Annotated in this window: 11 protein-coding genes; 4 read left to right on the top strand and 7 right to left on the bottom strand. The window is 67.8% G+C overall.

The features are described 5' to 3' along the window. Window position 1: 1 nt before the first annotated feature. The 4 genes from pe to AU072_RS11430 are packed head-to-tail and all read right to left on the bottom strand — an operon-like array spanning window position 2 to window position 7,337. Window positions 2-1,141, bottom strand: a complete 1,140-nt coding sequence (gene pe / locus AU072_RS11445; RefSeq protein WP_064413887.1) for an acyltransferase PE — start codon at window positions 1,139-1,141, stop codon at window positions 2-4. Then, complete coding sequence (locus AU072_RS11440; protein WP_064414032.1) at window positions 1,138-2,850, bottom strand: AMP-binding protein; 1,713 nt, start codon at window positions 2,848-2,850, stop codon at window positions 1,138-1,140. The genes pe and AU072_RS11440 overlap by 4 nt, the downstream gene beginning before the upstream one ends. 26 nt (window positions 2,851-2,876) lie before the next feature. Beyond that, complete coding sequence (locus tag AU072_RS11435; protein ID WP_064413886.1) at window positions 2,877-5,888, bottom strand: MMPL/RND family transporter; 3,012 nt, start codon at window positions 5,886-5,888, stop codon at window positions 2,877-2,879. A gap of 27 nt (window positions 5,889-5,915) precedes the next feature. Then, window positions 5,916-7,337, bottom strand: a complete 1,422-nt coding sequence (locus AU072_RS11430) for a condensation domain-containing protein (RefSeq protein WP_064413885.1) — start codon at window positions 7,335-7,337, stop codon at window positions 5,916-5,918. 243 nt (window positions 7,338-7,580) lie between these two features. Between AU072_RS11430 and AU072_RS11425 the strand changes: the two genes are divergently transcribed. Beyond that, entirely contained in the window at window positions 7,581-18,410 is a 10,830-nt protein-coding gene (locus AU072_RS11425; protein WP_064413884.1) for a type I polyketide synthase, read from the top strand. Window positions 18,411-18,432: 22 nt separating this feature from the next. Here the strand turns inward: AU072_RS11425 and AU072_RS11420 are convergent, their stop codons facing one another. Continuing rightward, entirely contained in the window at window positions 18,433-19,515 is a 1,083-nt protein-coding gene (locus AU072_RS11420) for an NAD(P)H-dependent amine dehydrogenase family protein (protein WP_064413883.1), read from the bottom strand. Window positions 19,516-19,753: 238 nt separating this feature from the next. On the opposite strand from AU072_RS11420, the gene AU072_RS11415 reads away from it, so the two are divergent. Continuing rightward, window positions 19,754-21,589, top strand: a complete 1,836-nt coding sequence (locus AU072_RS11415) for an acyl-CoA dehydrogenase (RefSeq protein WP_064413882.1) — start codon at window positions 19,754-19,756, stop codon at window positions 21,587-21,589. A 231-nt stretch (window positions 21,590-21,820) separates the two neighbouring features. Here AU072_RS11415 and AU072_RS11410 read toward each other — a convergent pair whose 3' ends face one another. Both AU072_RS11410 and AU072_RS11405 read right to left on the bottom strand, forming a co-directional pair. Further along, window positions 21,821-22,753: a TIGR03564 family F420-dependent LLM class oxidoreductase gene (locus tag AU072_RS11410; RefSeq protein WP_064413881.1), complete on the bottom strand. Its 933-nt coding sequence runs from the start codon at window positions 22,751-22,753 to the stop codon at window positions 21,821-21,823. A gap of 159 nt (window positions 22,754-22,912) precedes the next feature. Then, window positions 22,913-24,211: an acetyl-CoA C-acetyltransferase gene (locus AU072_RS11405; protein WP_064413880.1), complete on the bottom strand. Its 1,299-nt coding sequence runs from the start codon at window positions 24,209-24,211 to the stop codon at window positions 22,913-22,915. A gap of 46 nt (window positions 24,212-24,257) precedes the next feature. Here AU072_RS11405 and AU072_RS11400 point away from each other — a divergent pair, with 46 nt between their 5' ends. Together AU072_RS11400 and AU072_RS11395 are read left to right on the top strand one after the other, a co-directional pair. Beyond that, complete coding sequence (locus tag AU072_RS11400; RefSeq protein ID WP_064413879.1) at window positions 24,258-25,610, top strand: 3-oxoacyl-ACP reductase; 1,353 nt, start codon at window positions 24,258-24,260, stop codon at window positions 25,608-25,610. Between the two features lie 22 nt (window positions 25,611-25,632). Further along, window positions 25,633-26,454: a MaoC/PaaZ C-terminal domain-containing protein gene (locus AU072_RS11395; RefSeq protein ID WP_064414031.1), complete on the top strand. Its 822-nt coding sequence runs from the start codon at window positions 25,633-25,635 to the stop codon at window positions 26,452-26,454. The last annotated feature ends 78 nt before the right edge of the window (window positions 26,455-26,532 follow it).

Below are 26,532 nucleotides of genomic sequence, written 5' to 3'. Positions count from 1 at the left end.
CTCAGGGCTTCGGTGGCGGCTGGTTGTTCAACACGTATTGCATCCCGGAGAGCAGCTGCGACACCGGGTCCGCGCCACCGCCGAAGGCGGCCTGGGTGGCGGGTGCGGTGACCTCCGCGGGGTCGTAACCGTTCACGGGGTCGACGGTGATGGGCGCGGTCAGCGGGTTGTCGTGACGCGAATAGCCGGCATCGACATAGGGTTTGAGCACCGCGTCCAGCTTGATCAGCGTGTCCTTGTCCACGCCGAGGTACTTGAACGGCAGCACCAGCGGCAGGTGTTCCTCGGGAATCATGAACGTCGTGGTCTTCGCGCCGCGGGAGTTCACGGTCGTCCGGATGTTCTGCGGGGGCACCATGCTGGGACCGGTGAACGCCACCGCGGTGTGACCGGTCGCCAGGCCCACGATCGCGTTGGCCACCGAGATCCAGTTGTCCGGGCGGTCGGGCCAGTCGGCGATGCTGTCGTAGGCCGAGATGAACTGATAAGTGTCGTACTGGCTTTCGACGGGCGGCGGGATGCGGTAGTCGAGCGACGGCACGACGCTGCCGACGGGAAACATCTGCGTCAGGAAGCTCTCACCGAAGGCGTGCCGGGCCACCGGGTCGCCGTAGGTCGCGAAGCTCAGCTCGTTCGGCGGCGGGGCGGCCGGGTCGTAGGCGAGCCGCGCCTGCACGTCGTTGAGCACCATCGCGCCCTCCGACAGCCCGATCGCGGTGCCCGGACCACCCGCCTTGATCGCGTCGATCAGGTTCGGCGCGCCGACGTCGACCGATTCCCCGACGCTGGGCCCGTCGAGTCCGAGGCCCGGCACATAGCGGTCCCCGAACGCGCCGATACCCGGGAACAACCGCTCCAGGGTGTGGCCCTGCACCTGACCGGCGGGGTAGTCGACGATCTGCCTGTCCAGTCCCGGGAACCAGTCGGCACCCGTGCGCATGATGTATTCGTCGTACGGGATGCCCAGCACGTGGGCACCGCCCAGCGCATATCCGCGGCCGGGCGTGCCCAGAGGCGGTGGACCGTCGCCCGACGGGGCGGGCGGCGGTGACGGCTCGTCGGCCACCGCGATCCCGAGTCCCAGAAACCCCGCGGCGCCGAGGGTTGTCAGCGCAGCGCCGAAGGCGAGGAACCGCTTCATCTGGAGTCCAATCGCGCGAATTGATTCTGTTGATACAGCTCGACGCAGGCGGCCCGGCGAATCTTGCCGCTGGTGGTCGTGGGGATCGCACCGGCAGCCACCAGCACGATGTCCTCGACGCTCAGGCCGTGCACGTTCGAGATCGCCGCCTTCACTTCGCTTTTGATCGCAGCCAGTCGACGGATCACCTCGTCGTCGAGCTCATCGGGCTTCTTGAGCTCGAGGACCGTGACCAGGCGCTCGGTTCCGTCGACCGGAACCGCGATCGCCGCGACCCGGCCGCGGGTGAGCTCCTGTACCGTCGCCTCGACATCCTCGGGATAGTGGTTGCGGCCCCGGATGATCAGCAGGTCCTTGATGCGGCCGACGATGAAGAGCTCACCGCCGTGGACGAATCCGAGGTCGCCGGTGCGCAACCACGGCGTGGCCGGCGTGCCCGGAGGCGGGTCGACAAGCGTTGCCCCGAAACAGCTCTGCGCGTCGGGACCTCTACCCCAGTACCCGTCGGAGACGTTCTCGCCGTGTACCCAGATCTCGCCGACCGCGCCTTCGGGACGCTCGCGGCAGGTCTCGCCGTCGACGATACGTAGCGAGGGCGACTGCGGCACGCGGTATTTGACGAGTGCCGTGCCCTTTCCCGCTGCGCAGGGCAGGACCCGGCCGGCACCGAGTTCCTCGGTGTCGAAATGGCCCGCGGGCGAGTCTTCGTCCCACGTTCCCGTGGCGACGAAGACGGTTGCTTCGGCCAAACCGTAGGCGGGACGCATCATGTGATCGCGAAAGTTGAAGTGTGCGAACCGATCGACGAAGCGGTGCAGCGTCGCGGGTTCCACCCGTTCGGCACCGCTGATGATGCCGACCACCCCGCCGAGATCGAGCCCGTTCAGATCCTCGTCGGTGGTCTTGCGGGCGGCGAGGTCGAACGCGAAGTTCGGCGCCGACGACCACGCGTGCGGGTTCTCGGCCAGCGCGCGCACCCAGCGGGCCGGCTTCTCCAGGAACGCGACGGGGCTCATCAACTCGGCGCGTCGCCCGCACAGGATGGGCGCGCAGACCCCCAGCACGAGCCCCATGTCGTGGTAGAAGGGCAGCCACGAAACCAGCGTGGCGTCGGGCGGCAGCGGTGACTGTGCGAAGAACTCCCGCATCAGCTGATCGAAGTTCGCCGTGAGGTTGCGGTGGGAGATCTTCACTCCCGTCGGCAACCTCGTTGAGCCCGAACTGTATTGCAGATAAGCGATGTCGGGAAGCTCAACCGGATCGCGTCCCGTGTGCCCCTCGGCGTCCAGGTCGAGTGCATCGATCTCGACGAGCTTGGGCACCGTGTCCAGACGTGACCGGTCGATGAAGTCCCCGACGTCGCCGGCGGCCGCCGACGTCGTGAGGACCACCGTGGGTTGAGTGTCGGCGAGCACCGAACTCACCCGGTCGTGTCCGGAGCCGGGATGGGGCAACGGCAGCGGGACCGCGATGAGCCCCGCCTGCATCGACCCGAGGAACGCCGAGATGTACTCCAGGCCTTGCGGGGCGAGGATCACCGCCCTGTCGCCGGTGGTGCCGTGTCGCCGAAGATCGCGCGCGACGTTGACGGTGCGCCGCGCCAGTTGCGACCAGGTGAGGGTTTCCCGGGACCCTGCCGGGTCGCGCGAGTATTCGGTGAAGGTGAAGCCGGCGTCGTCGGGGCGCATGCTGGCACGACCGTGCAGCATCGACAGGATCGAGGAATCTGACGGGCTCACGAGGTATCCGCTTCCACTCGGCTTGACGACATCGCCGCGGGGCGCCGCACGCCCGCGACTCGTGACGGCCACCAGTTCGCACGCCCGACCAGCGCGGCGACCGCGGGCACGGTTATGGTGCGAACAACGAACGTGTCCAACAGGATTCCGACCCCGATCACGAAACCGCCCTGGATGACGATCCCGATGCTGGAGAACAGCAGGCCGGCCATCGACGCGGCGAATATCAGTCCGGCCGCGGTGATGACCCCGCCCGTCGACCCCAGTGTTCGGATCACGCCGTAACGGACGCTGTGCGGCGACTCGTCGCGCAATCGGGACACGAACAGCATGTTGTAGTCGGCGCCCACCGCGATCAGCACCACGAACGCCAAAGGCGGGACGCTCCAATGCAATTCCTGGCCCAGGAGCAGCTGGAACGTGAGCACCCCGATACCCAGCGCCGCGAAGTACGACACCACCACAGACCCCACCAGGTAGAGCGGCGCGATGATCGCACGCAGCAGCACCATCAACGTCAGCAGCACGACGATCAGGGTCGCGGCGATGATGAACCGGATGTCCTGCTGGTAGTAGTCGCGGGTGTCGCGCAGCGCCGCCGGGAAGCCGCCCATCGAGATCGTCGCGTCGGCCAGCGCGGTGTTCGGTTGTGCGCCGCGGGCGACGTCGTGGATCTGATTCACCTGGTCCATCGCCTCGGCGCTGAACGGGTTGAGCTTGGTCTGGACCAGGTATCGCACGGACCGGCCGTCTGCCGAAATGTAGGCTGCGGCCGCCTTTTTGAAGTCCGGCAGGTTCAGCACTTCCGGCGGGATATTAAAGCCGGCCTGCGAGGGATCCGAGGCGTTGCTGCGCATGGTCAGCAGGAAGGTCGACGCCTCGTTCAGCCCGGCGGCGATCACCTTGACCTGTTCGACGAGTTGGTCCACCCCGCCCGCCACTTCCCGGCTGCCCGTGGCGAGGCGGTTTGCACCGCGCTGCAGGTCGGTCAGACCGCGCTGCACTCCGCCGGGTTGGTCCAACCCCATCGTGTTGACCGCCCGGGCGACGCTGGCCATCGCGGCGTTGAGTTTGGCCACCGCCTCGTTGAGGGTCTGGCGGTCCTCGACACCTTGGAGTTCCTGCGCCAGACCGTTGATCTCGTCGAGGCTCCCGTCGTCACGCGCGGCGACCAACCGCTGGAACTGCATTCGGGTGTCGACGCAGGACGGGTTGGCGTCGCACACCGCATTGCCTTGCAGCGCGGTCAGTACCGGGCCGATCCATGCGAACAGGTCCTTGACCGCGCGGAAGTTGACGCCCATCGAGTTGCCCAGCGCGTTGATGCTCGCGACGAGCTTGGCCGCGGTCTCGACGTCACGCACCAGCTTGTCACCGCCGTACTGCGTGCGCGCCGAGGAGAACGTGTCGACGAGGTTCTGGATGCTGGGCGCGATCGCGTCGATCTGTCCACGCACGTCGGCGAGGCTGTCGGCGAGCGTGTCGGCCCCGTCCCTGAGTTTGTTCAGATCCCCGCTGCGTTGGCCTATCTGCGCGGACCCGTCCGCCAGCCGGTCCCCCACGATGCCCGCCTGGAAGGTCGCCCGGAATTCCATCGGCACCTCGCCGACCGGGCGGGTGATACCGCTGACCAGGCCGACGTCTTCCAGTTGCGCCACGCGCGACGCCATCTGCTCGAGATCGGCGAGGGCTCGCGGCGTCCGCAGGTCGTGCGGGGACTGGATCAGGATGTACTCGGGGATGGACTGGTTGACCGGGAAGTGGCTTTCCAGCGCGGCGTACCCGACCGAACTCGGCGACGACGCCGGCAACACCTTGCGGTCGTCGTAGTTGTAGTCGGCGAACACGGCGATGCCGGCCAGCAGCGTCAGCGCGAGCAGGCTGGCGACCAGATGCGGCACGGGCCTGCGCACGATGCGGATACCGGACCGCCGCCAGAACCGCGCGGTCAGTTCGCGCCGCGGTTTCACCCAGCCGCGCGGCCCGGCCAGCACCAGGATCGCCGGGAGCAGGGTCACGCCCGCCAGGTAAGCGATGCCGATGCCGATCGCCGACGACACACCGACGGTCCGGAAGACCCCCATCTGCGCGAAGCTCAACAGCAAGAACGTCACGCCGACCGTGGCGGCGGACGCGGTGATGACCTTGCCGATCGAGATCATCGCCGCCTTGACCGCATGGTCGCAGCCGTCGCCCGACCGCACGTAGTCGTGGTAGCGGCTGATCAAGAACACGGCGTAGTCCGTTCCGGCACCGGCCATGATCGCGCTGAGGAACACGATGGACTGGTTGGAGACGCCCGCGCCCGTCAGTTCGGAGAACCCCGCGACGACGGCCTGCGCGATCAACAGCGACGATCCGATCGTCACCAGCGGCAGCAACATCGTGACCACGTTGCGGTAGACCAGCAGCAGCACTGAAAGGACCATGACCGCGATCGCGATCTCGATGGGCAGGCGATCGTTCTCGCCGGCGACGGTGAGATCGGCGACGGTGGCCGCCGGCCCGGTCAGGTACGCGGTGGCGGAGCTTCCTGCGACGCTCTGCTCGATCAGGTCCGATACCCGGTTGAAGGAGTCGAACGCCCGCGGTGTGCCCAGCTCCCCCTCGAGGCTGACCGGCAATACCCACGTCGTCTTGTCTTGACTGGTCAGGAACGGTCGCAGCTGTGGTGTGGCAATGAAGTCCTGCACCGATACGACGTCGGTGACGTTGTCGCGCAGCGCGTCGACGAGCTTGCGGTAGGTGGCCTCGTCGGCGGGCGTCAGCCCGTTCTCGTTGATCAGCGCCACCAGCAGCAGGTCGTCGTTGCCGGACTCACCGAACGCCTCGGCCATCCTGGCGGCGGTGACGCTCGACGGCGCGTCGGCGGGCAGGATCGCCAGCGGATGCTTCTGGGCCATCTCGCCCAGCGACGGCACCGCCAGCGGCAGCGCGACGACCATCGCGACCCAGACGCCGATGACCACCCACGGCCACCGCACCACGAGATCGGCTAGCCGACGCATATCGTCCTCAATTCGACCGGCCCCACGCTATGCGACGCGCCCCCACTGTCCCGAGTCGGCGACGCGTTCGCACACCGATCTCATCGTGTTCATATAGCGTGCAACGGATTTGCTGGCGACCGCATTGTCGGGATGCATGATCGCCATGACGGTGCCTTCGCCATAGCGGAATATGTAGACGGTCAGCTGATAGGAGAATCGGCCGTCGGGGTAGATCCCGATATTGTCCGCGAGCCCCATGTCCGCGGCCGCCAGAACCGCATTCAACGGTGCGGCCCCGGCATGGAAGAAATTGGACACGGGGAAATTCGGCCGCGGCCAATTCAACGAGGGCGCTAATTCCAGCACGCGGTAATACGGCACCTTGGCCATATTCAAATTCGAGTCGAACGAGGCCTGCGCCGACCACGCGGCCTCGGCGAACGAGGCCGCTCCGATCGGCACGGTGATCGGGATGAGCCCGGTGAACCAGCCCTGGGTCATGAAATTATCGGTTGCCGCACGGGAATCGCGCGGCGTGAGGCCGTAATAGGTGAGCGCACCGGTCAATTCGTGTTCGACCTGGGCGAGGCAGGCGAACAGTCCCCCGACAAAGCGCGCGCCCGCCTCCGCGCAGGCAGCTTCGAAGCGCTCCGTCTGCGCGGGCGTCATCAGCACTTCCGACGTCATGTCGCTGCTGGTCGCCTCGCGCGGGTTACCAAGGGGCAGAGGGAATTCGGGAAAGCCGCCGTCGTTGCTTTCGGCGAATTCGACCCATGCCGCAACTTCGGGCGAATCAAGGGTCAATTCGGATGTGCGTTCGCGCTCGCGGATACAGAATTCGTCGAAGCTTCCCGGCCCGGGCAGCTCGAGCGGCTCACCGCCCCCGCTCAACGCCGAATACATCCCGTTGGCTTCCAGCATCGTCGTGCCGATCAATGTGGCGTCGCCGTGAATGTGGTCCATCGCCGCGAAGAACGTGAAATGGTCCTCGTGCTGGATGATTCCGAAGGTGAAACAGCCCCATTCCAACGGGCTCGGTATGCCGACGACGTGATCGCGGATATCGTCGGCCGTCATCCTGCCGTGGTCGATCGGCACGAATTCGATGGCAGACGGATCCGCGAGCGCGTGGCGGATGAATTCGCCGTCATCGGTGTATTCGAACCAGCTGCGAAATGTGTCGTGCCGACGCAGATAGGAGTTCACGGCCTGATCCATGGCCGCGATATCGCATTCGCCGGAGACCTCGCAGCTCGCAATGATCTGCCGGGAGAAGTTCAATCCCGCCGCGGTCCGCTCGCAATAGTTCCGGAGGTGCTGGCGCTGCATATAGCTGACCGGCACCGAACTGACCGGCGCCCGTCGCGCCGCTTCGGCGGCCGCGGGCGTCGGATGCCAGGACGTGACGGAACCCGGTTTGAGGGACCATTCATCAAGCGCCCCAACGGTAATCTTGCCGATGCGCAAAACCTCAGTCCTCTACAGGTTCGCCTACTTTGCCGAGCTCCTGACCCGTCAGGAACCGCTGCCGGATCAACATACTCCCGCCTCGCGAGCGGCCGTGGCGCGACTGAAAAACGGGCGGGGGAGCCATCGCATCCCAACCGGAGTAGTGGAATAGTGGGGACCGAGGGAGTTTATTTACGGGAGCGTCACTGAGTCGGGACCCCCAGCCACCGATCAGCCACGGATGCAGAAGGGGGCAACGGCATGGCACTGGTCGCGGATCACGACCCGACGCCCCGCTTCGCCATCGTCGGATACGCGGCACGCTTCCCCGGAGCACGCGACGCCGACGAGTTCTGGGAGCTGCTGCGCGATGGCCGCGACGCGATCTCCGAGGTGCCGGCCGACCGCTGGAGCGCCGACGACTTCTTCGACCCCGAACCCGGGGCGCCGGGCAAGGTGGTGACCCGCCGAGCGGGCTTCATCGACGATGCGACGGGCTTCGACGCGCCGTTCTTCGGGATGTCCACGCGCGAGGCCAGGATGATGGACCCGCAGCACCGGCTCCTGCTCGAGACGGCGTGGCGCGCGGTCGAGCACTCGGGTATCGCGCCGACGGCGCTGGCTGGGACCAACACCGGCGTGTTCATGGGGCTCTCGACCCATGACTACCTCGGCATGGCCTCCGACGAGCTGACGTACTCCGAGATCGAGGCCTACATGGCGATCGGGACGTCCAACGCCGCAGCGGCGGGCCGCATCAGCTACCGGTTGGGCTTGCAGGGTCCGGCCGTGGCCGTCGACACCGCGTGCAGCTCGTCGCTGGTGGCCATTCACCAGGCGTGCCAGGCGCTGCGCCTGGGCGAATGCGACCTCGCGTTGGCGGGCGGGGTGAACGTGCTGTTGACGCCCGCGACGATGATCACGTTCTCCAACGCCCGGATGCTCGCCCCCGACGGCCGATGCAAGACCTTCGACGCGGCTGCCGACGGCTACGTGCGCGGTGAGGGCTGCGGCGTCATCGCCGTCAAACGCCTCGAGGACGCGGTCCGCGACGGCGACCGGATCCGGGCCGTGATCCGCGGTAGCGCAGTCAATCAGGACGGCGCATCCGGCGGGTTGACGGTGCCGAACGGCGTTGCGCAGCAGCGGGTCATCACCGATGCACTTGTACGCGCAGGTGTGCGGCCCGGCGACGTCGGATACCTGGAGGCGCACGGCACGGGCACCTCGCTGGGCGACCCGATCGAGGCGCAGGCGGCTGGTGCGGCGTTCGGCGCCGGGCGCGACGCCGACCGCCCGCTGCTGATCGGCTCGGCGAAGACCAACATCGGTCACCTGGAGGCGGCTGCGGGCATCGCGGGCGTCCTCAAGGTCGTGCTGGCGCTCGAACACGAATCGCTGCCCAAGCACCTCAACTTCGAGAACCCGTCACCGCACATCCCGTGGGAGCGGCTACCGGTCGAGGTGGTCACCGAGACGGTCCCGTGGAAGCGCGGCGACCGCCCGCGGATCGCCGGTGTGAGCTCGTTCGGATTCGCGGGCACCAACGCTCACGTCATCCTCGAAGAGGCGCCCGAGGTGCCCGCCGCCGCGCCGGAAGCGGTGCAGACGGCGCCGCGGTTCAGCGTCCTCCCGCTGTCGGGGCGCACACCGGCCGCGCTGCGCCAGACCGCCGAACGCTACCGCGCCTGGATGACCGAATTCCCCGATGCCGCGCTCAGCGATGTGTGCTTCACGGCGGGTGCGGGCCGCGCCCACCTGGAGCACCGCGCCGCGCTGGTGATCAACTCGGCCCACTCGGCCACCGAACTTCTCGGTGCGCTCGCCGAAGACCGTCCGGCGCCCGGCCTGGTTCGCGGGGAATGCTACGAGCCGCCGAAGTCGGCGTGGCTGTTCACCGGCCAGGGCAGCCAGTACCCCGGCATGGCCCGCGAGCTGTTCGACACCGAGCCGGTGTTCGCCGACACCATGCGGCGGTGCGCTTCGGCGGTTGCCGATGTGCTCGAAAAGCCTTTGCTCGACGTTATTTTCGATGTCGAAGGCCCGCAGGCCGACGAGACGCTGCGGCAGACGTCGTACGCGCAGCCCGCCCTGTTCGCGGTGGAGATGGGACTCGCCCGGCTTTGGCAGTCTTGGGGTTTCGAGCCTGACGTCGTGCTGGGCCACAGCGTTGGCCAGTACGCGGCGGCCTGCGTCGCGGGGGTGTTCGACCTCGAGGACGGTGCGCGACTGATCGCCGAGCGGGGGCGGCTGTTCGGCAGCCTGCCCGCGGGCGGGCGGATGGCCGCGGTGTTCGCCGGGAGCGAGCGGGTCGAGAACCTGACCGACGACTTCCCGAGCCTGTCGGTCGCGGCCTACAACGGCGCCAACACCGTGCTTTCCGGGCCAGGAGCGGATCTGGAGGCGGCCGTCACGCGCCTGTCGGCCGACGGGGTCCGGTGTGAGTGGCTCGAGACCAGCCATGCATTCCACTCGGCTTTGCTGGATCCGATCCTCGACGAGTTCGAGTCGTATGCGCAGCGGTTCAGTTTCGCTGCGCCACAACGGATCCTGATCGACAACCGCACCGGTGCCGCGCTCGGCAGGAGTGTCGAGCTCGACGGAACCTATTGGCGCCGGCACGCGCGTCAACCGGTGGAGTTCGCCAAGAGCGTGCGCACGCTCGCCGAGATCAACTGCAAGATGCTGCTCGAGATCGGGCCCCGGCCGGTGCTCACCGCCGCCGCGTTGGCGGCATGGCCCGACCCCGCCACCGCGCCCAAAGCGATCGCGTCCCTGCGGCCCGGCGTTGCCGACCACCGGCAGATATCCGAAGCGCTCGCCGACGCCTATGTGCTGGGTCATCTACCGGCGTTCGATGCCCTGCGCCGACCGGGTGTGCGGAAGGTCGATCTGCCCACCTATCCGTTCGAACACCGCGAGTACTGGTTCCGCGACGACCGGCAGCCCGCCGGGCAACGCCCCCGCAGCGACGGGCCGGCGCAGGACCACGCCGCTGAACCGGTGGCCGATCGCTACGAGATCCGTTGGGACAGAGCCGCTGCGGCGCCAACGACGGCTGGTCCCGCATGCGAATGGATCGTCGTCGCCGATGACCCCGACACCGTCCGGCCACTGACCGACGCGCTGACGACCCGGGGCGAGGAGTTCCGGATCGTCGGTCTTCCGGCCACCGACGCCGACGAGGCCGCGCTGACGGATGCGTTGCGCGCTGCGGGTGCCGACGCACCGACACTGCGGATACTGCACGCCGCAGCGCTGGACTCCCCCGCGGCACCGTCCATGCGGTCGTTGTTGCGCATGCAGCACCGCGTGCTGGGCGGAACGAGGCGGCTCCTTCGCGCCGCGGCCGCGGCCGAACGGCGCGCGCCGGTCTGGATCGTCACCCGCGGCGCACAGCGGGTCACCGCGGCGGACAGCGTGGTCCCCGACCAAAGCTGCCTGTGGGGTTTCGGACGAGCCGCGTCGCTGGAGCTGCCGCAGGTGTGGGGCGGCCTGGCCGACCTGGCGGAGTGCACCGTCGAGGAATGGTCTGGTCTGCTCGCCCGGATCACCGCGTCCGAAGGTTCCGGCGTCAGGGACGATCAGCTCGCACTGCGCGGGACGGACGTCTATGTACCTCGATTGACTCGCCGGGTGGAACAGCCCGCATCACTGCACGTGCGCTCCGACGCAACGTATCTGGTGACCGGCGGGCTGGGCGCGATCGGGCTGGAGATCGCTGCCCATCTCGCCGCGCACGGCGCCAAGCACCTGGTGTTGACCAGCCGGCACACACCCAGCGACGCGATCGGGCAGCGCATCGACACGCTGGCCGCACAACACGGCGCCGATGTGCGTGTCATCACCGCCGACGTCGCCGACGCGCACGACGTCGCCCGCCTGTTGGCCACCGTGGACGCCGAGCTCCCGCCGCTGACGGGGATCGTCCATGCCGCCGGTGTAATCAGCACCGCACCGCTCGGCGGCCTCGACGATGCCGAAGTCGACCGCGTCTTCTCCGGGAAGGTCTGGGGCGCATGGCATCTGAGTGAGGCAGCCGCCGACCTGGGCCTCGACTTCTTCGTCACCACCTCCTCCATCGCATCGGTGTGGGGCGGCTTCGGCCAGACGGCCTACGGCGCCGCCAACGCATTCCTCGACGGGCTCGCCTGGCGGCTGCGTGAACAGGGCGTCCCCGCTGTCAGCGTCAACTTCGGGCCGTGGTCGGCCGGTATGGCCGACGCGGAATCGCGTGCCCGCCTGGAACAGCGTGGGGTTCAGACGCTTTCCCCCGCCGAGGCGCTCACCGGCCTGGCCGATGTCGTGTCGGCATCCTCGGCACAGGGGGTCGTGGCCCGGATCGACTGGGCCCGGTTCCTGCCGCTCTACCAGCAGGCGGGTCGCCGCGGGTTCCTGGCCGAGTTGGAGCGTGAGGTGTCCGCCGCGTCGACCGCTGCCGCGCCGTCGGCACAGTCGGGTCCGACCGAGCTCGTCGAGCGGCTCACCAAAGCTCCTGCGCAACAACGTAAACGGTTGATAACCAATTACCTGCGCGACGCGGTCGCGGAGGTGACCCGCGTCGACGCCGCGGAAATACGCGAGGACGCGGGGTTCTTCGACCTGGGCATGGACTCGCTGATGGCTGTCGAACTCCGCCGACGGCTGGAACAGGGCCTCGGCAGAGAGATCCCCGTCACGCTGGTGATGGACCACCCCCGATTGTCCGACGCCGCTGACTACCTGCTCGGGGAGGTACTCGAGCTGACCAAGCAGGCCCAGCCGGAATCTCGGCCGGCGAAAGTCACTGCGCCGCCGCGCACCGATGAGCCGATCGCGATCGTCGCGGTGTCGTGCCGTTTCCCCGGCGCGTCGAACCCGGAGGCGTTCTGGGAACTGTTGTCCGGCGGTGTCGACGCGATCCGGGAGGTCCCCGAAGACCGGTTCGACATCGACGAGTTCTACGACCCCGACCCCGAAGCCGTGGGGAAGACGTACACACGGTTCGGTGGATTCCTCGACGGCATCGACGGATTCGATCCCGAGTTCTTCGGCATCTCGCCGCGTGAGGCCGTGTGGATCGAGCCGCAGCAGCGGCTGATGCTCGAAACCGTGTGGGAGGGCCTCGAGAGGGCGGGCTACGCCCCCGCGAACCTCCGAGGCAGCCGAACCGGCATCTTCGCCGGGGTCGCCGCCAACGAGTACGCACACCTGCTCTCGTCGGAGTCCGTCGACAAGATCGAGCCCTACTTCATCACCGGTAATGCGCTGAACGCGGTCTCTGGTCGGGTCGCCTTCGCCCTCGGCCTGGAGGGACCGGCCGTGGCCGTCGACACCGCGTGCAGTTCGGCGTTGGTGGCCGTCCATCAGGCCGTCCAGGCATTGCGCTCGGGTGACTGCGATATGGCCCTGGCCGGCGGGGTGAACGTCCTGCTGAGCCCGGTCACGGTGATCGCCGCGTCCCGTGCCCGGATGCTGTCGCCGGTCGGGCGGTGCAAGACCTTCGACGCCTCCGCCGACGGCTACGTGCGCAGCGAAGGCTGCGGCATGCTCGTGCTCAAGAGGCTCAGTGACGCCGAGCGCGACGGCGACCGGATCTGCGCCGTCATCCCCGGCAGCGCAGTCAACCAGGACGGTGCCTCAAGCGGTCTGACCGTGCCCAACGGTGGTGCGCAGCAACGGCTTATCAGCATGGCGCTGTCACGCGCAAACCTGACCGGTGTTGACGTCGATTACCTCGAGGCGCACGGAACCGGCACGCCACTGGGCGATCCGATAGAGGTGCAGGCGGCCGCGGCCGTCTACGGCGCCTCGCGCGATCCCGACCGCCCACTCCTGATGGGCTCGGTGAAGACGAACATCGGGCACACCGAGTCGGCTTCGGGGGCCGCGGGCCTGATCAAGGTCGTGCTGTCCTTGCAGAACGAGGCGATCCCGCAAAGCCTGCACTTCCAGGAGCCCAACCCGCACATCCCCTGGGACGCCCTGCCGGTTCGGGTGGTCGACCAGGCCAGACCGTGGCAGACCAACGGCAGGCCGCGCCGGGCGGGCGTGAGCTCCTTCGGTTTCACCGGCACCAACGCGCATGTGATCGTCGAAGAGGCGCCACAGTCGGCCACCGCGGACGAATACTCGTCGGACGGTCCTCCGGCCGAACCGGCCGATCTCCGCGAGCCGCTTCAGGTGTTGCCGTTGTCGGCGCGGTCGCCAGAGGCGCTGGTGGCGTCGGCGCAGCGATACGGCGACTGGCTGAACACGAACCCCAAGGTCGACATCGCCGACGTGTGCTACACGGCCGGTGTCGGCCGGTCGCATTTCGAGCATCGGGGCGCACTGGTGGTCGACTCGGTGCAGAGCGCCGGTGAGCTGCTGACCGACCTGGCCGACAACCGAAGCCGTCCCGGCGTCCTCCGCGGTGAGTGCGCCGATGCGCCGACCACCGCGTGGCTGTTCACCGGGCAGGGCAGCCAGTACCCCGGCATGGCGCGTGAATTGTTCGACAGCGAGCCGGTTTTCGCCGACACCGTCAAGCGCTGCGCGGATGCGGTCGACGGGCTCCTGCCGAAGCCGCTGCTCGAGGTGCTGTTTGCCGCCGACCGGGAAACCGGGTCCGCCCTACGGCACACGTCGTACGCGCAGCCCGCGCTCTTCGCCGTCGAAATGGGACTGGCCCGGCTGTGGCAGTCGTGGGGCATCGAACCCGACGTCGTGCTGGGGCACAGCGTTGGCCAGTACGCAGCCGCGTGTGTGGCAGGGGTGTTCAGCCTCGAGGACGGCGCCCGGCTCATCGCCGAGCGCGGACGGTTGTTCGGCAGCCTGCCCGAGGGCGGGCGGATGGCGGCGGTGTTCGCCGATGCCAAACAGGTCGAGGACATCGTCGGCGAATACCCGCGGGTGTCGGTCGCCGCGTACAACGGCCCCAACACGGTGGTGTCGGGACCCGCTGACGACGTCGAACACATCGTCGACCGGTTCACGGGCGAGGGTATCCGCTGCACGGCTCTGGAAACGAGCCATGCCTTCCACTCCGAGCTGTTGGATCCCGTACTCGACGAGTTCGAGTCGTACGCAGCGCAATTCGAGTTCGCCGCGCCGACCATCCCGCTGGTGTGCAATCGCACCGGGGCCGTGCTGACCGGCCACGCCAGTTTGGACGCCCAGTACTGGCGGCGCCATTCGCGCCAACCGGTGCAGTTCGCCGAGAGCGTGCGCACGGTGGCGGCGCTGGGATGCTCGGTGCTGATCGAAATAGGCCCGCAACCGGTACTCACCGGCGCCGCGGTGCAGGTGTGGCCGGAGCACGTGGCCGCGCCACGTCCGATCGTCTCGCTCCGCAAGGGCGTCGCCGATCGGCGCCAGATCACCGACGCACTGGCCGCGGCATATGTCGGTGGCCTGCGACCGGACTTCGCGGCGTTGCACCCCAAGCCGCGTCGCCGCCTGGAACTGCCGACCTATCCATTCCAGCGGCGTCGGTTCTGGCCAAGGACCTCCGGCATCCCTGTCGAAGGGGCCAGCAGCGCCGCTGCGTCCGGGCTTCTCGGCAGCGCGAAGGAACTCGCCTCGGGCGACACCGTCTTCACCAGCAGGCTGTCAGTGAGGTCACAGCCGTGGTTGGCCGACCATGTCATCTACGGGACCGTCGTCGTCCCCGGGGCGACGTATGCGGCGATGGCGCTCGCGGCGGTCGGCGCACCGGCGCAGGTGCGCGACGTCATCTTTTACGAACCGATCATCCTGCCCGAGAGGGCTTCTCGCGAGGTCCAGCTGACCTTGCGGCCGGAGGGAGATGGTGACGAATGGCGCTTCCAGGTGCACAGCCGCCCGTTCGGGGAACGCGGCGGCGAATGGTCGTTGAACGCCGACGGAACGGTCGTGAGCGGTGTCGGTGACCATCCGGCGTCGGAGGATCCGATCGACGAGGCGATCGAGCGGTGCAACCGCATGCGCCCGCAGGATCTGTTCGAGACCTTCGCCGACATGGAGCTGGCGTGGGGACCGACCTGGTCCGGTTCCCTGAAATCGCTGTGGTTCACCGAGGGTGAGGCCATCGGCGACCTGTTCGTCGGCGAAGAGTTGACCGAACAACTCGGCGACGAGCCGATGCATCCGGTGCTGATGGATCTGTGCACCGGCGTCACCTTCCCCGCGTTCCCATCGGAGCTGGCGATCGAACAAGGCGTCAACGACCTGTTCCTGCCGCTGCGGTATGGGCAGGTGACTCTTCGTGAGAAGATGCCGCGCCGGTTCTACTGCCGCGCTCGGTGGCGCACAGGTGAAATCACCAGCGAAACATATGTTTTCGACCTGGACTTCGTCAGCCGGGACGGGCGTCCGCTCGGCGGCATCAGGGAGTTCACCGTCAAACGCGCACCTCGTGAGGCGCTGCTGCGGGGCCTCGGTGGCGATGCCACCCGGCTGCTGTACACCCTGGGCTGGCACGAGGTACCGCTGCCCGACACCGACGCGGCCGGACCCGAAGGTACCTGGCTGGTCGCGGGATTCGACGAGCTGGCCGCTGCGCTGCCCGGCTGTATCGCCTACGACCGGCGGACCGACGCGCAACCGCTGGGCCGACAGTTGGCCGACGCGCACGGACGCGGAATTCCCTTCTCCGGTGCGGTATGGCGGGCAACCCCGCCGCGGCCGGGAGAGTCGAACACCGACGCGGCAGCCCGGATCGAAGCCGACATCGCCGACCTCCTCGACGCGGTGCACACCGTTGCACGTGGTGAGGCGAAATTGCCGAACGGTCTGTGGATCGTCACCGAACGAGCGGTGGCCACTGAATCCGGTGAGCCCGTCGACCCGGCGCAGGCGGCACTGTGGGGGCTCGGGCGCACCACGATCAACGAGGAGCCGGCGCTACGTTGCACGCTCGTCGACTGTGACGGCACGCCGGAAGCGGTGCGCGCGGTAACCAGTCTGTTGGCGGCACCGGTAGGCGAACCGGAACTCGCTCTGCGTCAAGGGAAGTTACTGGCTTCCCGACTATTGCCCTGGGCGCGAAGCGGCCACCTCACGGTGCCGCGGTCCTCGGAGTACGTCCTTGCGCCCACCGAACGCGGTGCGATCGACAATCTGCGGCTATCCGAAACCGAGCTGTCCCCACCGGCAGCGGGCTACGTGCAGGTCCGTGTGCAGGCCGCTGGGCTGAATTTCCGCGATGTGCTCAATGTTCTCGGCCTGTACCCCGGCGACCCGGGGCCGATCGGTGGCGACTTCGCCGGCGTGGTCACACACGTGGGCGACGGTGTGACCGGCCTCGAGGTGGGCCAACACGTCTACGGCTTCATGCAAGGCGCGTTCGCGAGCCGCTTCAACGTGCCGGCGCAGCTGGTCGCGCCGGTGCCAGACGGGCTGAGCGCGGTTGCGGCGGCGACGATTCCCGCCGCGGCGCTGACGGTTCGGCTCGCGTTCGACTGGGCGCAGTTGAAGGCCGGCGATCGCGTTCTCATCCACGCCGCCAGCGGTGGCGTCGGACTCTACGCGGTCCAGATGGCGCAGCAGCACGGCGCGATCGTGTTCGCAACCGCCAGCAAATACAAGCGTGAAACGCTGCGCAAGATGGGCGTGAAGTATGTCTACGATTCGCGTACAACGGATTTCGCTGATCAGATCCTGGCCGACACCGATGGTGCGGGCGTTGACGTCGTACTCAACAGCCTGACCAATGAGGGTTTCGTGGAAGCTACCGTACGGGCCACCGCCCAGAACGGTCGCTTCGCCGAGATCGCCAAGCGCGACATCTGGACACCCGAGCAGATGGCGGCCGCCCGACCCGATATCGCCTACGAGATCATCGCATTGGATCTCACCGCCTTGCAGAATCCTGACCACGTCAAGCGATTGTTGATCGAAGTCTCGGACGGGATGGCCACCCGCGAGTGGACACCGCTTCCGGCCGAGATCTACCCGATCACCGAGGCGAGGGCAGCGTTCCGGCGCATGCAGCAGGCCCGCCACATCGGCAAGATCGTGCTTCAGATCCCGAACCCGTTGCAGCCCAGGCCCGATCGGAGCTACCTGATCACCGGCGGCCTCGGGGCGATCGGTCTGCACACCGCGGGGTACCTGGCGCAGCTCGGGGCCGGCGACATCGTGCTGACCAGCCGTCGCGAACCCGGCGCGGACGCGCAGCGCGCGATCGACGAGATCACCGAACGCTACAAGTGCCGCATCCACGTCTTCGCCGCCGACGTCGGCGACGAGGCCGAGGTGGCACGGTTACTCGACCGGATCCGCGCGGAGTTGCCGCCGCTGGCCGGTGTGGCGCACCTGGCCGGGGTGCTCGACGATGCCCTGCTGTCCCAGCAGGATCTCGACCGCTTCCGGACGACGTTGCGCCCCAAGGCCTTCGGTGCATACCACCTGGACCGGTTGACGCGGGCCGACGATCTCGACTTCTTCATCGTCTCCTCGTCGGTGTCGAGTGTCTTCGGCTCACCTGGGCAGGCCAACTACGCGACGGCCAACGCGCTGCTCGACGGCCTGGTCGCGCGGCGCCGCGCCGAGGGCTTGCCGGCCACCGCAGTCAACTTCGGGCCGTGGGCCGAGGGCGGCATGGCGTCGTCGGAAGCCGTGCGCGCCAACCTCAACGCCCAAGGCCTGGTGCCGCTGCCGCCGTCGGCCGCGCTCAACGCGCTCAGCGAAGTCGTGGCGAACGGCACCGGCCAGGCGACCGTCGTGAAGGCCAACTGGCAACGGGCCGCGAAGCTGTTGGGTGCGGCCCGACCGCCGATCCTGGACCTCGTGCTGCCCCGTCCCGAAGGCGAAACCGTCGGCGACAGCGAATTACTGCGTCAGCTGCAGGAGATTCCGGTGCCGCAACGCGCGGCATTCGTCACCGAGTTCCTGCAACGCGAGGTGCAGGGCTTCCTGCGGTTGGCCCAGCCGCCCGCGGCGACCAGCCGCTTCCTGGACCTCGGAACCGATTCGTTGATGGCGATCGAACTGCGCAACCGGTTGCACAGCCAGTTCGGTGGCGCGTTCACTATCAACGCGACCGCGGTGTTCGACTATCCGACGATCGGCGGGCTGGCCGAGTACCTCGTCGGACAGCTGCCCGACGCGGAACCAGCTGAGATGCAGGCGGTTTCGGGGGCCGGCTGACCTCGCCGGACACGCGAGGGGGCTATTGAGCCCAGCGCTGGGCCTGGACCTCGGGCGGCAGCGTCGTCTGCAACGGTGCGTCGAGCCCGTCGTAGATACCGGGTTTCTGCTCGACGAGCCAGGCAAGGGCGCCGAGCAACCGATTGGCCGCGGTGGTGTTGCCGCCGTCGGCGCGGGTACCCCCGGGCACGTCGGCGCGCGTGGTGATGGTCAGCTGCGGATCGCCGTCGATGATCACGCGGTGGTCGCCGACGCCCTCATCGGGATACGGCCAGTCCGGCGCGCACGACGAGTGGATGCGGGTGATGTGGTCGATGACGATGCGTTCACGTCCGGCCGACTTTCCGATCACCTTCAACCAGAACGCGCCCTGGGTGCCCTTCTCGAACCGGCCCATCACCGTCTCGACGGGTTCCTCCAGCGGGCGTCGTTCGACCTCCTCGGCGATCTCGTCGATCTCCATTCCGAGGGTGCGGCCGACCAAGCGGATGTTGCCGCCCCACACCATGGTCGGGATCGACGGAAGCAACATCATCGGGGTCTCGCCCATGGACCCCCCAAAACCACACAGCACCCGCACAGAATGCGGCTGGTTGTAAGTGGAGTAGTCGAAGATCTCCTGGCAGTGGATGCTGTTGATCCTGGTGCACAGGCCGGCGGCGATCACCGCCAGCGCGTCGTTGCCCCAACCCGGGTCGACGCCGCTGACGAGCAGGGTGCAGTTGCCCTCTTCGGCGGCGCGGGTGAGCCGGTCGACCCACTCGGGTGGCGCCGAGCGCGGGTCGTAGAGCGAGTACAGCGACGGCGTCACCACATGCCTGCCCGCGCGTAGACAGCGCTCGATGTCGGCGACGGCGTCGTCCGGTCGGATGTCTCCGGAGGCCATATAGGCGACGGCATCGCAGTCGGCGAGCGCCGCGTCGACGTCGGTGGTGGCGGTGACGCCGGTCGACCCGTCGAGGGCGGCAAACGCAGCGGCGTCGCTACCCGCTTTGTCCGGCGATGACGTGATGACGCCGGCGAGTGTCAACCCCGGGAAAGCCACCGCCGAACGGATGGCCGCCGACCCCATGTTGCCCGTCCCCCAGACCGCGATGCGAAGCATCGCAACACCCTATCCGGGCCGGCGTGACGATTCTCACAATGGGCCTCAGCGCCTGCTCAGACAGCTGTCAACTGCGGATTTCGGTTCCCCGACCAACCGGGCGGTTAGTTAGGCCCCGGAAATTGTTTCGAGGTGGTTTGAGTTGAAGTTACTGATGGGTATAGTTCGGACAGTTACTGGTGGGTAACTTAAGCAACAAGTACCCAACCAACAGTGGCCGTCTCACCGAGGAGGAACTGTGAGCCACTATAAGAGCAACGTTCGTGACCAGGTATTCAACCTGTTCGAGGTCTTCGGCGTTGACAAGGCGCTTGGCGAGGGTGACTACGCCGAACTGGACGTGGACACCGCCCGCGAGATGCTCGGCGAGATCGCCCGGTTGGCTGAGGGTCCGATCGCCGAGTCGTTCGCCGACGCGGACCGCAACCCGCCGACGTTCGACCCCAACACCCACTCGGTGACGCTGCCCGACTCGTTCAAGAAGTCGATGCGCGCGCTGCTCGAGGGTGGCTGGGACAAGGTCGGCCTCTCCGAGGAACTCGGCGGCATGCCGATGCCCCGCGCGCTGCAGTGGGCGCTGATCGAGCACATTCTCGGCGCCAACCCCGCGGCCTACATGTACGCCATGGGCGCGGGCATGTGCGAGATCTTCTACAACAACGGCACCGACGAGCAGAAGAAGTGGGCCGTGCTGGCCGCCGAGCGCGGTTGGGGCGCCACGATGGTGCTGACCGAGCCCGATGCGGGCTCCGATGTCGGCGCCGGCCGCACCAAGGCCGTGCAGCAGCCCGACGGCACCTGGCACATCGACGGCGTCAAGCGCTTCATCACCTCGGGCGACTCCGACGACCTGTTCGAGAACATCATGCACCTGGTGCTGGCCCGCCCCGAGGGCGCCGGCCCGGGCACCAAGGGTCTGTCGCTGTTCTTCGTGCCGAAGTTCCACTTCGACCCGGAGACCGGTGAGCCCGGCGAGCGCAACGGTGTCTTCGTCACCAACGTCGAGCACAAGATGGGCCTGAAGGTCTCGGCCACCTGTGAGCTGTCCCTGGGTCAGCACGGCACCCCCGCCGTGGGCTGGCTGGTCGGCGAGGTGCACGACGGCATCGCGCAGATGTTCGATGTCATCGAGCAGGCCCGAATGATGGTGGGCACCAAGGCGATCGCCACGCTGTCGACCGGCTACCTCAACGCGCTCGAGTACGCCAAGGAGCGTGTGCAGGGCGCCGACATGACGCAGATGACCGACAAGACGGCTCCGCGCGTGACGATCACGCACCACCCCGACGTGCGTCGTTCGCTGATGACCCAGAAGGCCTACGCCGAGGGTCTGCGCGCGCTGTACCTCTACACGGCGACCTACCAGGACGCCCCGGTGGCCAAGGCCGTGCACGAGGTGGACGCCGAGCTCGCCGCGCGGGTCAACGACCTGTTGCTGCCGATCGTCAAGGGTGTCGGCTCCGAGCAGGCCTACGCCAAGCTGACCGAGAGCCTGCAGACCCTCGGTGGTTCTGGCTTCCTGCAGGACTACCCGATCGAGCAGTACATCCGCGACGCCAAGATCGACTCGCTCTACGAGGGCACGACGGCCATCCAGGCGCAGGACTTCTTCTTCCGCAAGATCGTCCGCGACAAGGGTGTGGCGCTGGCTCACGTGGCCGGTCAGATCGAGCAGTTCGTCAAGAACGAGTCGGGCAACGGCCGGCTCAAGGCCGAGCGTGCGCTGCTGGCGACCGCGCTGGAGGACGTCCAGGCGATGGCGGCCTCGCTCACCGGCTATCTGATCGCGGCGCAGGAGAACTCGACCGAGCTGTACAAGGTCGGCCTGGGCTCGGTGCGCTTCCTGATGAGCGTCGGCGACCTGGTCATCGGCTGGCTCCTGCAGCAGCACGCCGCGGTGGCCGTCGACAAGCTCGACGCGGGTGTCAGCGGTGACGACCGCGCCTTCTACGAGGGCAAGGTCGCGGTGGCGTCGTTCTTCGCCAAGAACTTCCTGCCGATGCTGACCAGCACGCGTCAGATCATCGAGAACCTCGACAACGAGGTGATGGAACTCGACGAGGCGGCCTTCTAAGAGCCATCAGCCGCATCGCTGAGACAAAACGCCCCCGGACTCTTCCCGGGGGCGTTTTGCATGGAGGCAAGACATAAAAGGGCGGGTTCGGGAGTGGCTTTTCCGAAGAGTCGGCAAGGGTTGAAAGCCGACCGCGCGAGACTGATGTGACGCACCTAGTTGCCCTCCCGAACCCGTCGTGCGACCGATCGTACGCCGGTGTTCTAGATCACACCAGGGCGAATTTTCTGCTCACTCGCCCGTGGCTCGCAGCAGCGCCCGGGTGCGTGCACGCGCCTCGGGGTCGGAGTCGAAGACGCTGGCGACGAACTCGTCGACGCCGGCGGCGGCCAGTTCGTGGAGCCGCTGTGACACCGTTTCCTCGTCGCCGATGATCGCGGCGTCCGCGGGCTCTGCGAAGCCCTCCCGGTCGAGCATGGCGCGGTACGACGGCAACTGTCCGTAGATGGCGAACTGGTCGGCGGCTTCGGCTCGCGCGCCATCGATGTCATCGGTGACGCTGATCGGCAACGACGCCACGACCCGAACCGAGCCCTCGTCGCGGCCGGCTTCCACGGCGGCCGTGCGCAGGGTCGGGATGATGTGGTCGGCCAGGGTCTTGGGACCCGTCATCCACGTCATCGTTCCGGCGCTGCGGCGTCCGGCGAGGCGCAGCATCTGCGGGCCGAGCGCCGCGAGGTAGACGTCGGGCCGCGGGGCGCCCGGCACCTTCAGCGAGCCGCGCGTCGTCCAGAACTCGCCGGAGGCGTCGGCGGGCTCACCGGCCAGCAGGGGCAGCAGCGCGTCGAGGTATTCGCGCATCTGCCGCACCGGCTTGTCGTACGAGATGCCCCACACCCCTTCGGTCACCATGCGATGGCTCAGCCCGATGCCGAGGGTGAAGCGGCCGCCGGCGATGGCGTTCAGCGTGAGCGCACGCTGCGCCAGTTGGGTGGGGTGCTGAATTTGGATGGGGATGACGCCCGATGCCACCTCAATGGTGTCGATCTCGCGGAATGCAACGGCCAGGACTGTCAGCAGGTCGGGGTCGTAGGGCAGCTGCGCCATCCAGACCCTGCGGAATCCTTCGTCGCGCAACGACGTCAGCTTCGTTATGACGACGTCGACCGGCGACCGGCCGTCGGCATCGGTGATGAGTCCGGTGAGTGCGACGCTGATCTGCATCGCACCATCGAAGCATGGGCGCCACAACGTTAAGAGCCCCGTACTGCCGTCGGGTCGGGGGGTCAGACGGCAGCACGGAGCTATCCGGTGTATCGGCGCGGTTCCGGGGGGCGTTACACGCTGCCGTCAGTATTCTTTTTTCCTCACCCGCCGGGCTGGTCAGGCCTCCAGAATGGCCGCGACGCCCTGTCCGCCGGCCGCGCAGATAGAGATCAGCCCACGCACCGGTTGACCGGTCTCCTTCTTCTTCTCGGCCAACTGCTTGGCCAGCTGCGCCACGATCCGCCCGCCGGTCGCGGCGAACGGATGGCCCGCGGCCAACGACGACCCGTTGACGTTGAGCTTCGACCGGTCGATCGACCCGAGCGCGGCATCCAGGCCGAGGCGTTCCTTGCAGTACTCCTCGGACTCCCATGCCTGCAGGTGCGCGAGCACCACCGACGCGAACGCCTCGTGGATTTCGTAGAAATCGAAGTCCTGCAGGCTCAGGCCGTTCCGGGCCAGCAACCGCGGCACCGCATACGTCGGCGCCATCAGCAACCCGTCCTTGCCGTTGACGTAGTCCACTGCGGCGGTCTCCGCGTCGACGAAGTAGGCGAGCGGTTCGATGCCATGCGCCGTGGCCCACTCCTCGGTCGCCAGCAGGGACACCGAGGCGCCGTCGGTCAGTGGCGTGGAGTTACCCGCGGTCATCGTCGCGTCGCCGTTGCGGACCCCGAACACCGGCTTGAGCTTGGCGAGTTTCTCCGCGGACGAATCGGCGCGCAGGTTGTTGTCGCGGTACACGCCCAGGAACGGCGTGACGAGATCGTCGAAGAAGCCGCGGTCGTAGGCGGCGGTCATGTTGCGGTGGCTCGCGGCGGCCAGCTCGTCCTGGTCGACGCGCTTGATGCCCATCTCCTTGGCGGTGACGGCGGCGTGCTCACCCATCGACATGCCGGTGCGGGGCTCGCTGTTGACCGGGATCTGGATGCCCAGGGATGCGGGCAGCTTGCCGACGAGCTTGAGCCGGTCGACGTTCGACTTCGCGCGACGCAGCCCCAGCAGCGTGCGGCGAAGATCGTCGCCGAGCGCGATCGGCGCATCCGACGCGGTATCGACGCCGCCGGCCGCCGCGACCTCGTAGCGGCCCGCGGCGATGCCGTCGGCGGCGCTGATGGTCGCCTGCAGGCCGGTGCCGCATGCCTGCTGGATGTCGAACGCCGGCGTGTACGACGACAGCGCGCTGCCGAGCACGCATTCGCGGATCAGGTTGAAGTCGCGGCTGTGCTTGAGCACGGCGCCGCCGATCACCGCGCCGAGCGTCTCCCCCTCGAGGTTGAAACGCTCGACCAGGCCGCCCAGCGCGGCGGTGAACATGTCCTGGTTCGACGCGCTGGCGTAGGCGCCATCGGAGCGGGCGAAAGGAATTCGGTTGCCACCGATGATGGCGACGCGTCGGCGGGTATCACTAGGCATGCACCCATAGTACCCACCCTTCTTACTCTGGAGTAAGTTCGTCCTCATGGCATCCGATCTGTACTCGCAAATCGTCCACTCGGCGCCCGGATCGTTCCTCGCCAAGCAACTCGGCATCCCCCAGCCCGAGACGCTGCGCCGCTACAAGCCCGGTGATCCGCCGCTGGCGGGCACGCTGCTGATCGGCGGTGAGGGCCGACTCGTCGAACCGCTGCGCACCGCACTGGCCGAGGATTACGACGTCGTCTCCGACAACCTCGGCGGGCGCTGGGCCGACTCCTTTGGCGGGCTGGTTTACGACGCCACTGGCATCACCGAACCGACCGGGCTGAAGGGCCTCTACGAGTTCTTCACCCCGCTGCTGCGCAACCTCGGGCCCTCCGGTCGCGTCGTCGTCATCGGCACCACCCCCGAGCAGGCCGGCAGCGAACACGAGCGCATCGCGCAGCGCGCGCTCGAGGGCTTCACCCGCTCGCTGGGCAAGGAGATGCGCCGCGGCGCGACGGTGAACCTGGTTTATGTGTCGCCTGACGCGAAGCCCGCCGCGACGGGTCTGGAGTCGACGATGCGGTTCCTGCTGTCGGGCAAGTCGGCCTACGTCGACGGTCAGGTGTTCCGGATCGGCCCCGACGACGCGGCGCCGCCCGCCGACTGGGACCGCCCGCTGGAGGGCAAGGTCGCGATCGTCACCGGGGCCGCCCGCGGTATCGGCGCGACGATCGCCGAGGTGTTCTCCCGCGACGGGGCGAAGGTGATCTGCATCGACGTCGAGGGGGCGCAGGAAGCGCTCGGCGTGACCGCCACGAAGGTCGGCGGGACCGCGCTGGCCCTCGACGTGACCGCCGCCGACGCCGTCGACCGCATCACCGAGCATGTGCGAGACCACTATGACGGTCGCGTCGACATCCTGGTCAACAACGCCGGCATCACCCGCGACAAGCTGCTCGCCAACATGGACGAGGGGCGTTGGGATTCGGTCGTCGCGGTGAATCTGGTTGCGCCGCTTGCCCTTGCCGAAGGTCTGGTGAACAACGGAGTGCTGGGCGAGGGCGGTCGGATCGTCGGCCTGTCCTCGATGGCCGGCATCGCGGGCAACCGCGGGCAGACCAACTACGCCGCGACCAAGGCGGGCATGATCGGGCTGACCGACAGCCTGTCGGAGGCCTACGCCGACAAGGGCGTCACCGTCAACGCGGTCGCGCCAGGATTCATCGAAACGAAAATGACCGAGGCGATTCCGCTGGCCACCCGCGAGGTGGGCCGACGGCTCAATTCGCTGTACCAGGGCGGCCAACCGGTCGACGTCGCCGAGACCATCGCCTACTTCGCGAGTCCGGCGTCCAACGCCGTCACAGGTAACACGGTGCGGGTGTGCGGCCAGGCGTGGTTGGGGGCGTGACGTGTCGCAACCGTCCGGCTTGATGAACCTGGCACGCGCGGCGGCGGGTGCCCTCCCGTTCGTGCCGCGCGGCGAGACGCTGCCCGACCGCACGCTGACCGTCGAGGACCTGAAGATCGATCCCGAGAACGTGGCGGCCTACGCGGCGGTCACCGGACTGCAGTTCGGGGACACGGTGCCGCTGACGTATCCGTTCGCGCTGACGTTTCCGACACTGATGTCGTTGGTCACCGGCTTTGACTTTCCCTTTGCGGCAATGGGTTCGGTGCATATCGAGAACCACATCACCCAGTACCGCCCGATCGCGGTGACCGACTCCGTCTCGGTGAAGGTGCACGCGGAGAACCTGCGCGAGCATCGGCGCGGCCTGCTGGTCGACATCGTGACCGACGTCAACGTCGGCAACGAGCAGGCGTGGCACCAGATCACGACGTTCCTGCACCAGCAGCGCACGAGCCTGTCCGACGAGCCGAAGCCGCCGCCGCAGAAGCCGCCGAAACTCGGTCCGCCGAACGCGATGCTGCGCATCACGCCAGGACAGATCCGGCATTACGCGTCGGTGGGCGGCGACCACAACCCGATCCACACCAACTCCATCGCGGCCAAGCTGTTCGGTTTCCCGACCGTCATCGCGCACGGAATGTTCAGCGCGGCAGCGGTTCTGGCGAACATCGAGGGTCAGCTGCCGGATGCGGTCAAGTATTCGGTGAAGTTCGCCAAGCCCGTGGTGCTGCCCGCGAGCGCGGGCCTGTACGTCGACCGGGTGTCCGACGGCTGGGATCTGACGTTGCGCGACATGAAGAAGCGCGAGCCGCACCTGTTCGGGACGGTCCGCTCGCTGTAGTCGCGTGCGCACCGATCACGGCGTTAGGAACGGAAGACGTTCGCTGCCTTTTTCAAAGCTGTGACCAAATAGTGGTAT

It is taken from the genome of Mycolicibacterium novocastrense, from assembly GCF_001499835.1.
In the GTDB taxonomy this organism is placed as follows: Bacteria; Actinomycetota; Actinomycetes; order Mycobacteriales; family Mycobacteriaceae; genus Mycobacterium; species Mycobacterium novocastrense.
This window is presented reverse-complemented; position numbering and strand designations above follow the sequence as displayed.

Excerpts from the sequence above, each read along its gene's own strand:
- pe (WP_064413887.1), bottom strand. The coding sequence starts at position 1,141 with ATGAAGCGGTTCCTCGCCTTCGGCGCTGCGCTGACAACCCTCGGCGCC.
- AU072_RS11440 (WP_064414032.1), bottom strand. The coding sequence starts at position 2,850 with ATGCTGCACGGTCGTGCCAGCATGCGCCCCGACGACGCCGGCTTCACC.
- AU072_RS11435 (WP_064413886.1), bottom strand. The coding sequence starts at position 5,888 with ATGCGTCGGCTAGCCGATCTCGTGGTGCGGTGGCCGTGGGTGGTCATC.
- AU072_RS11425 (WP_064413884.1), top strand. The coding sequence starts at position 7,581 with ATGGCACTGGTCGCGGATCACGACCCGACGCCCCGCTTCGCCATCGTC.
- AU072_RS11420 (WP_064413883.1), bottom strand. The coding sequence starts at position 19,515 with ATGCTTCGCATCGCGGTCTGGGGGACGGGCAACATGGGGTCGGCGGCC.
- AU072_RS11410 (WP_064413881.1), bottom strand. The coding sequence starts at position 22,753 with ATGCAGATCAGCGTCGCACTCACCGGACTCATCACCGATGCCGACGGC.
- AU072_RS11405 (WP_064413880.1), bottom strand. The coding sequence starts at position 24,211 with ATGCCTAGTGATACCCGCCGACGCGTCGCCATCATCGGTGGCAACCGA.
- AU072_RS11400 (WP_064413879.1), top strand. The coding sequence starts at position 24,258 with ATGGCATCCGATCTGTACTCGCAAATCGTCCACTCGGCGCCCGGATCG.
- AU072_RS11395 (WP_064414031.1), top strand. The coding sequence starts at position 25,633 with ATGAACCTGGCACGCGCGGCGGCGGGTGCCCTCCCGTTCGTGCCGCGC.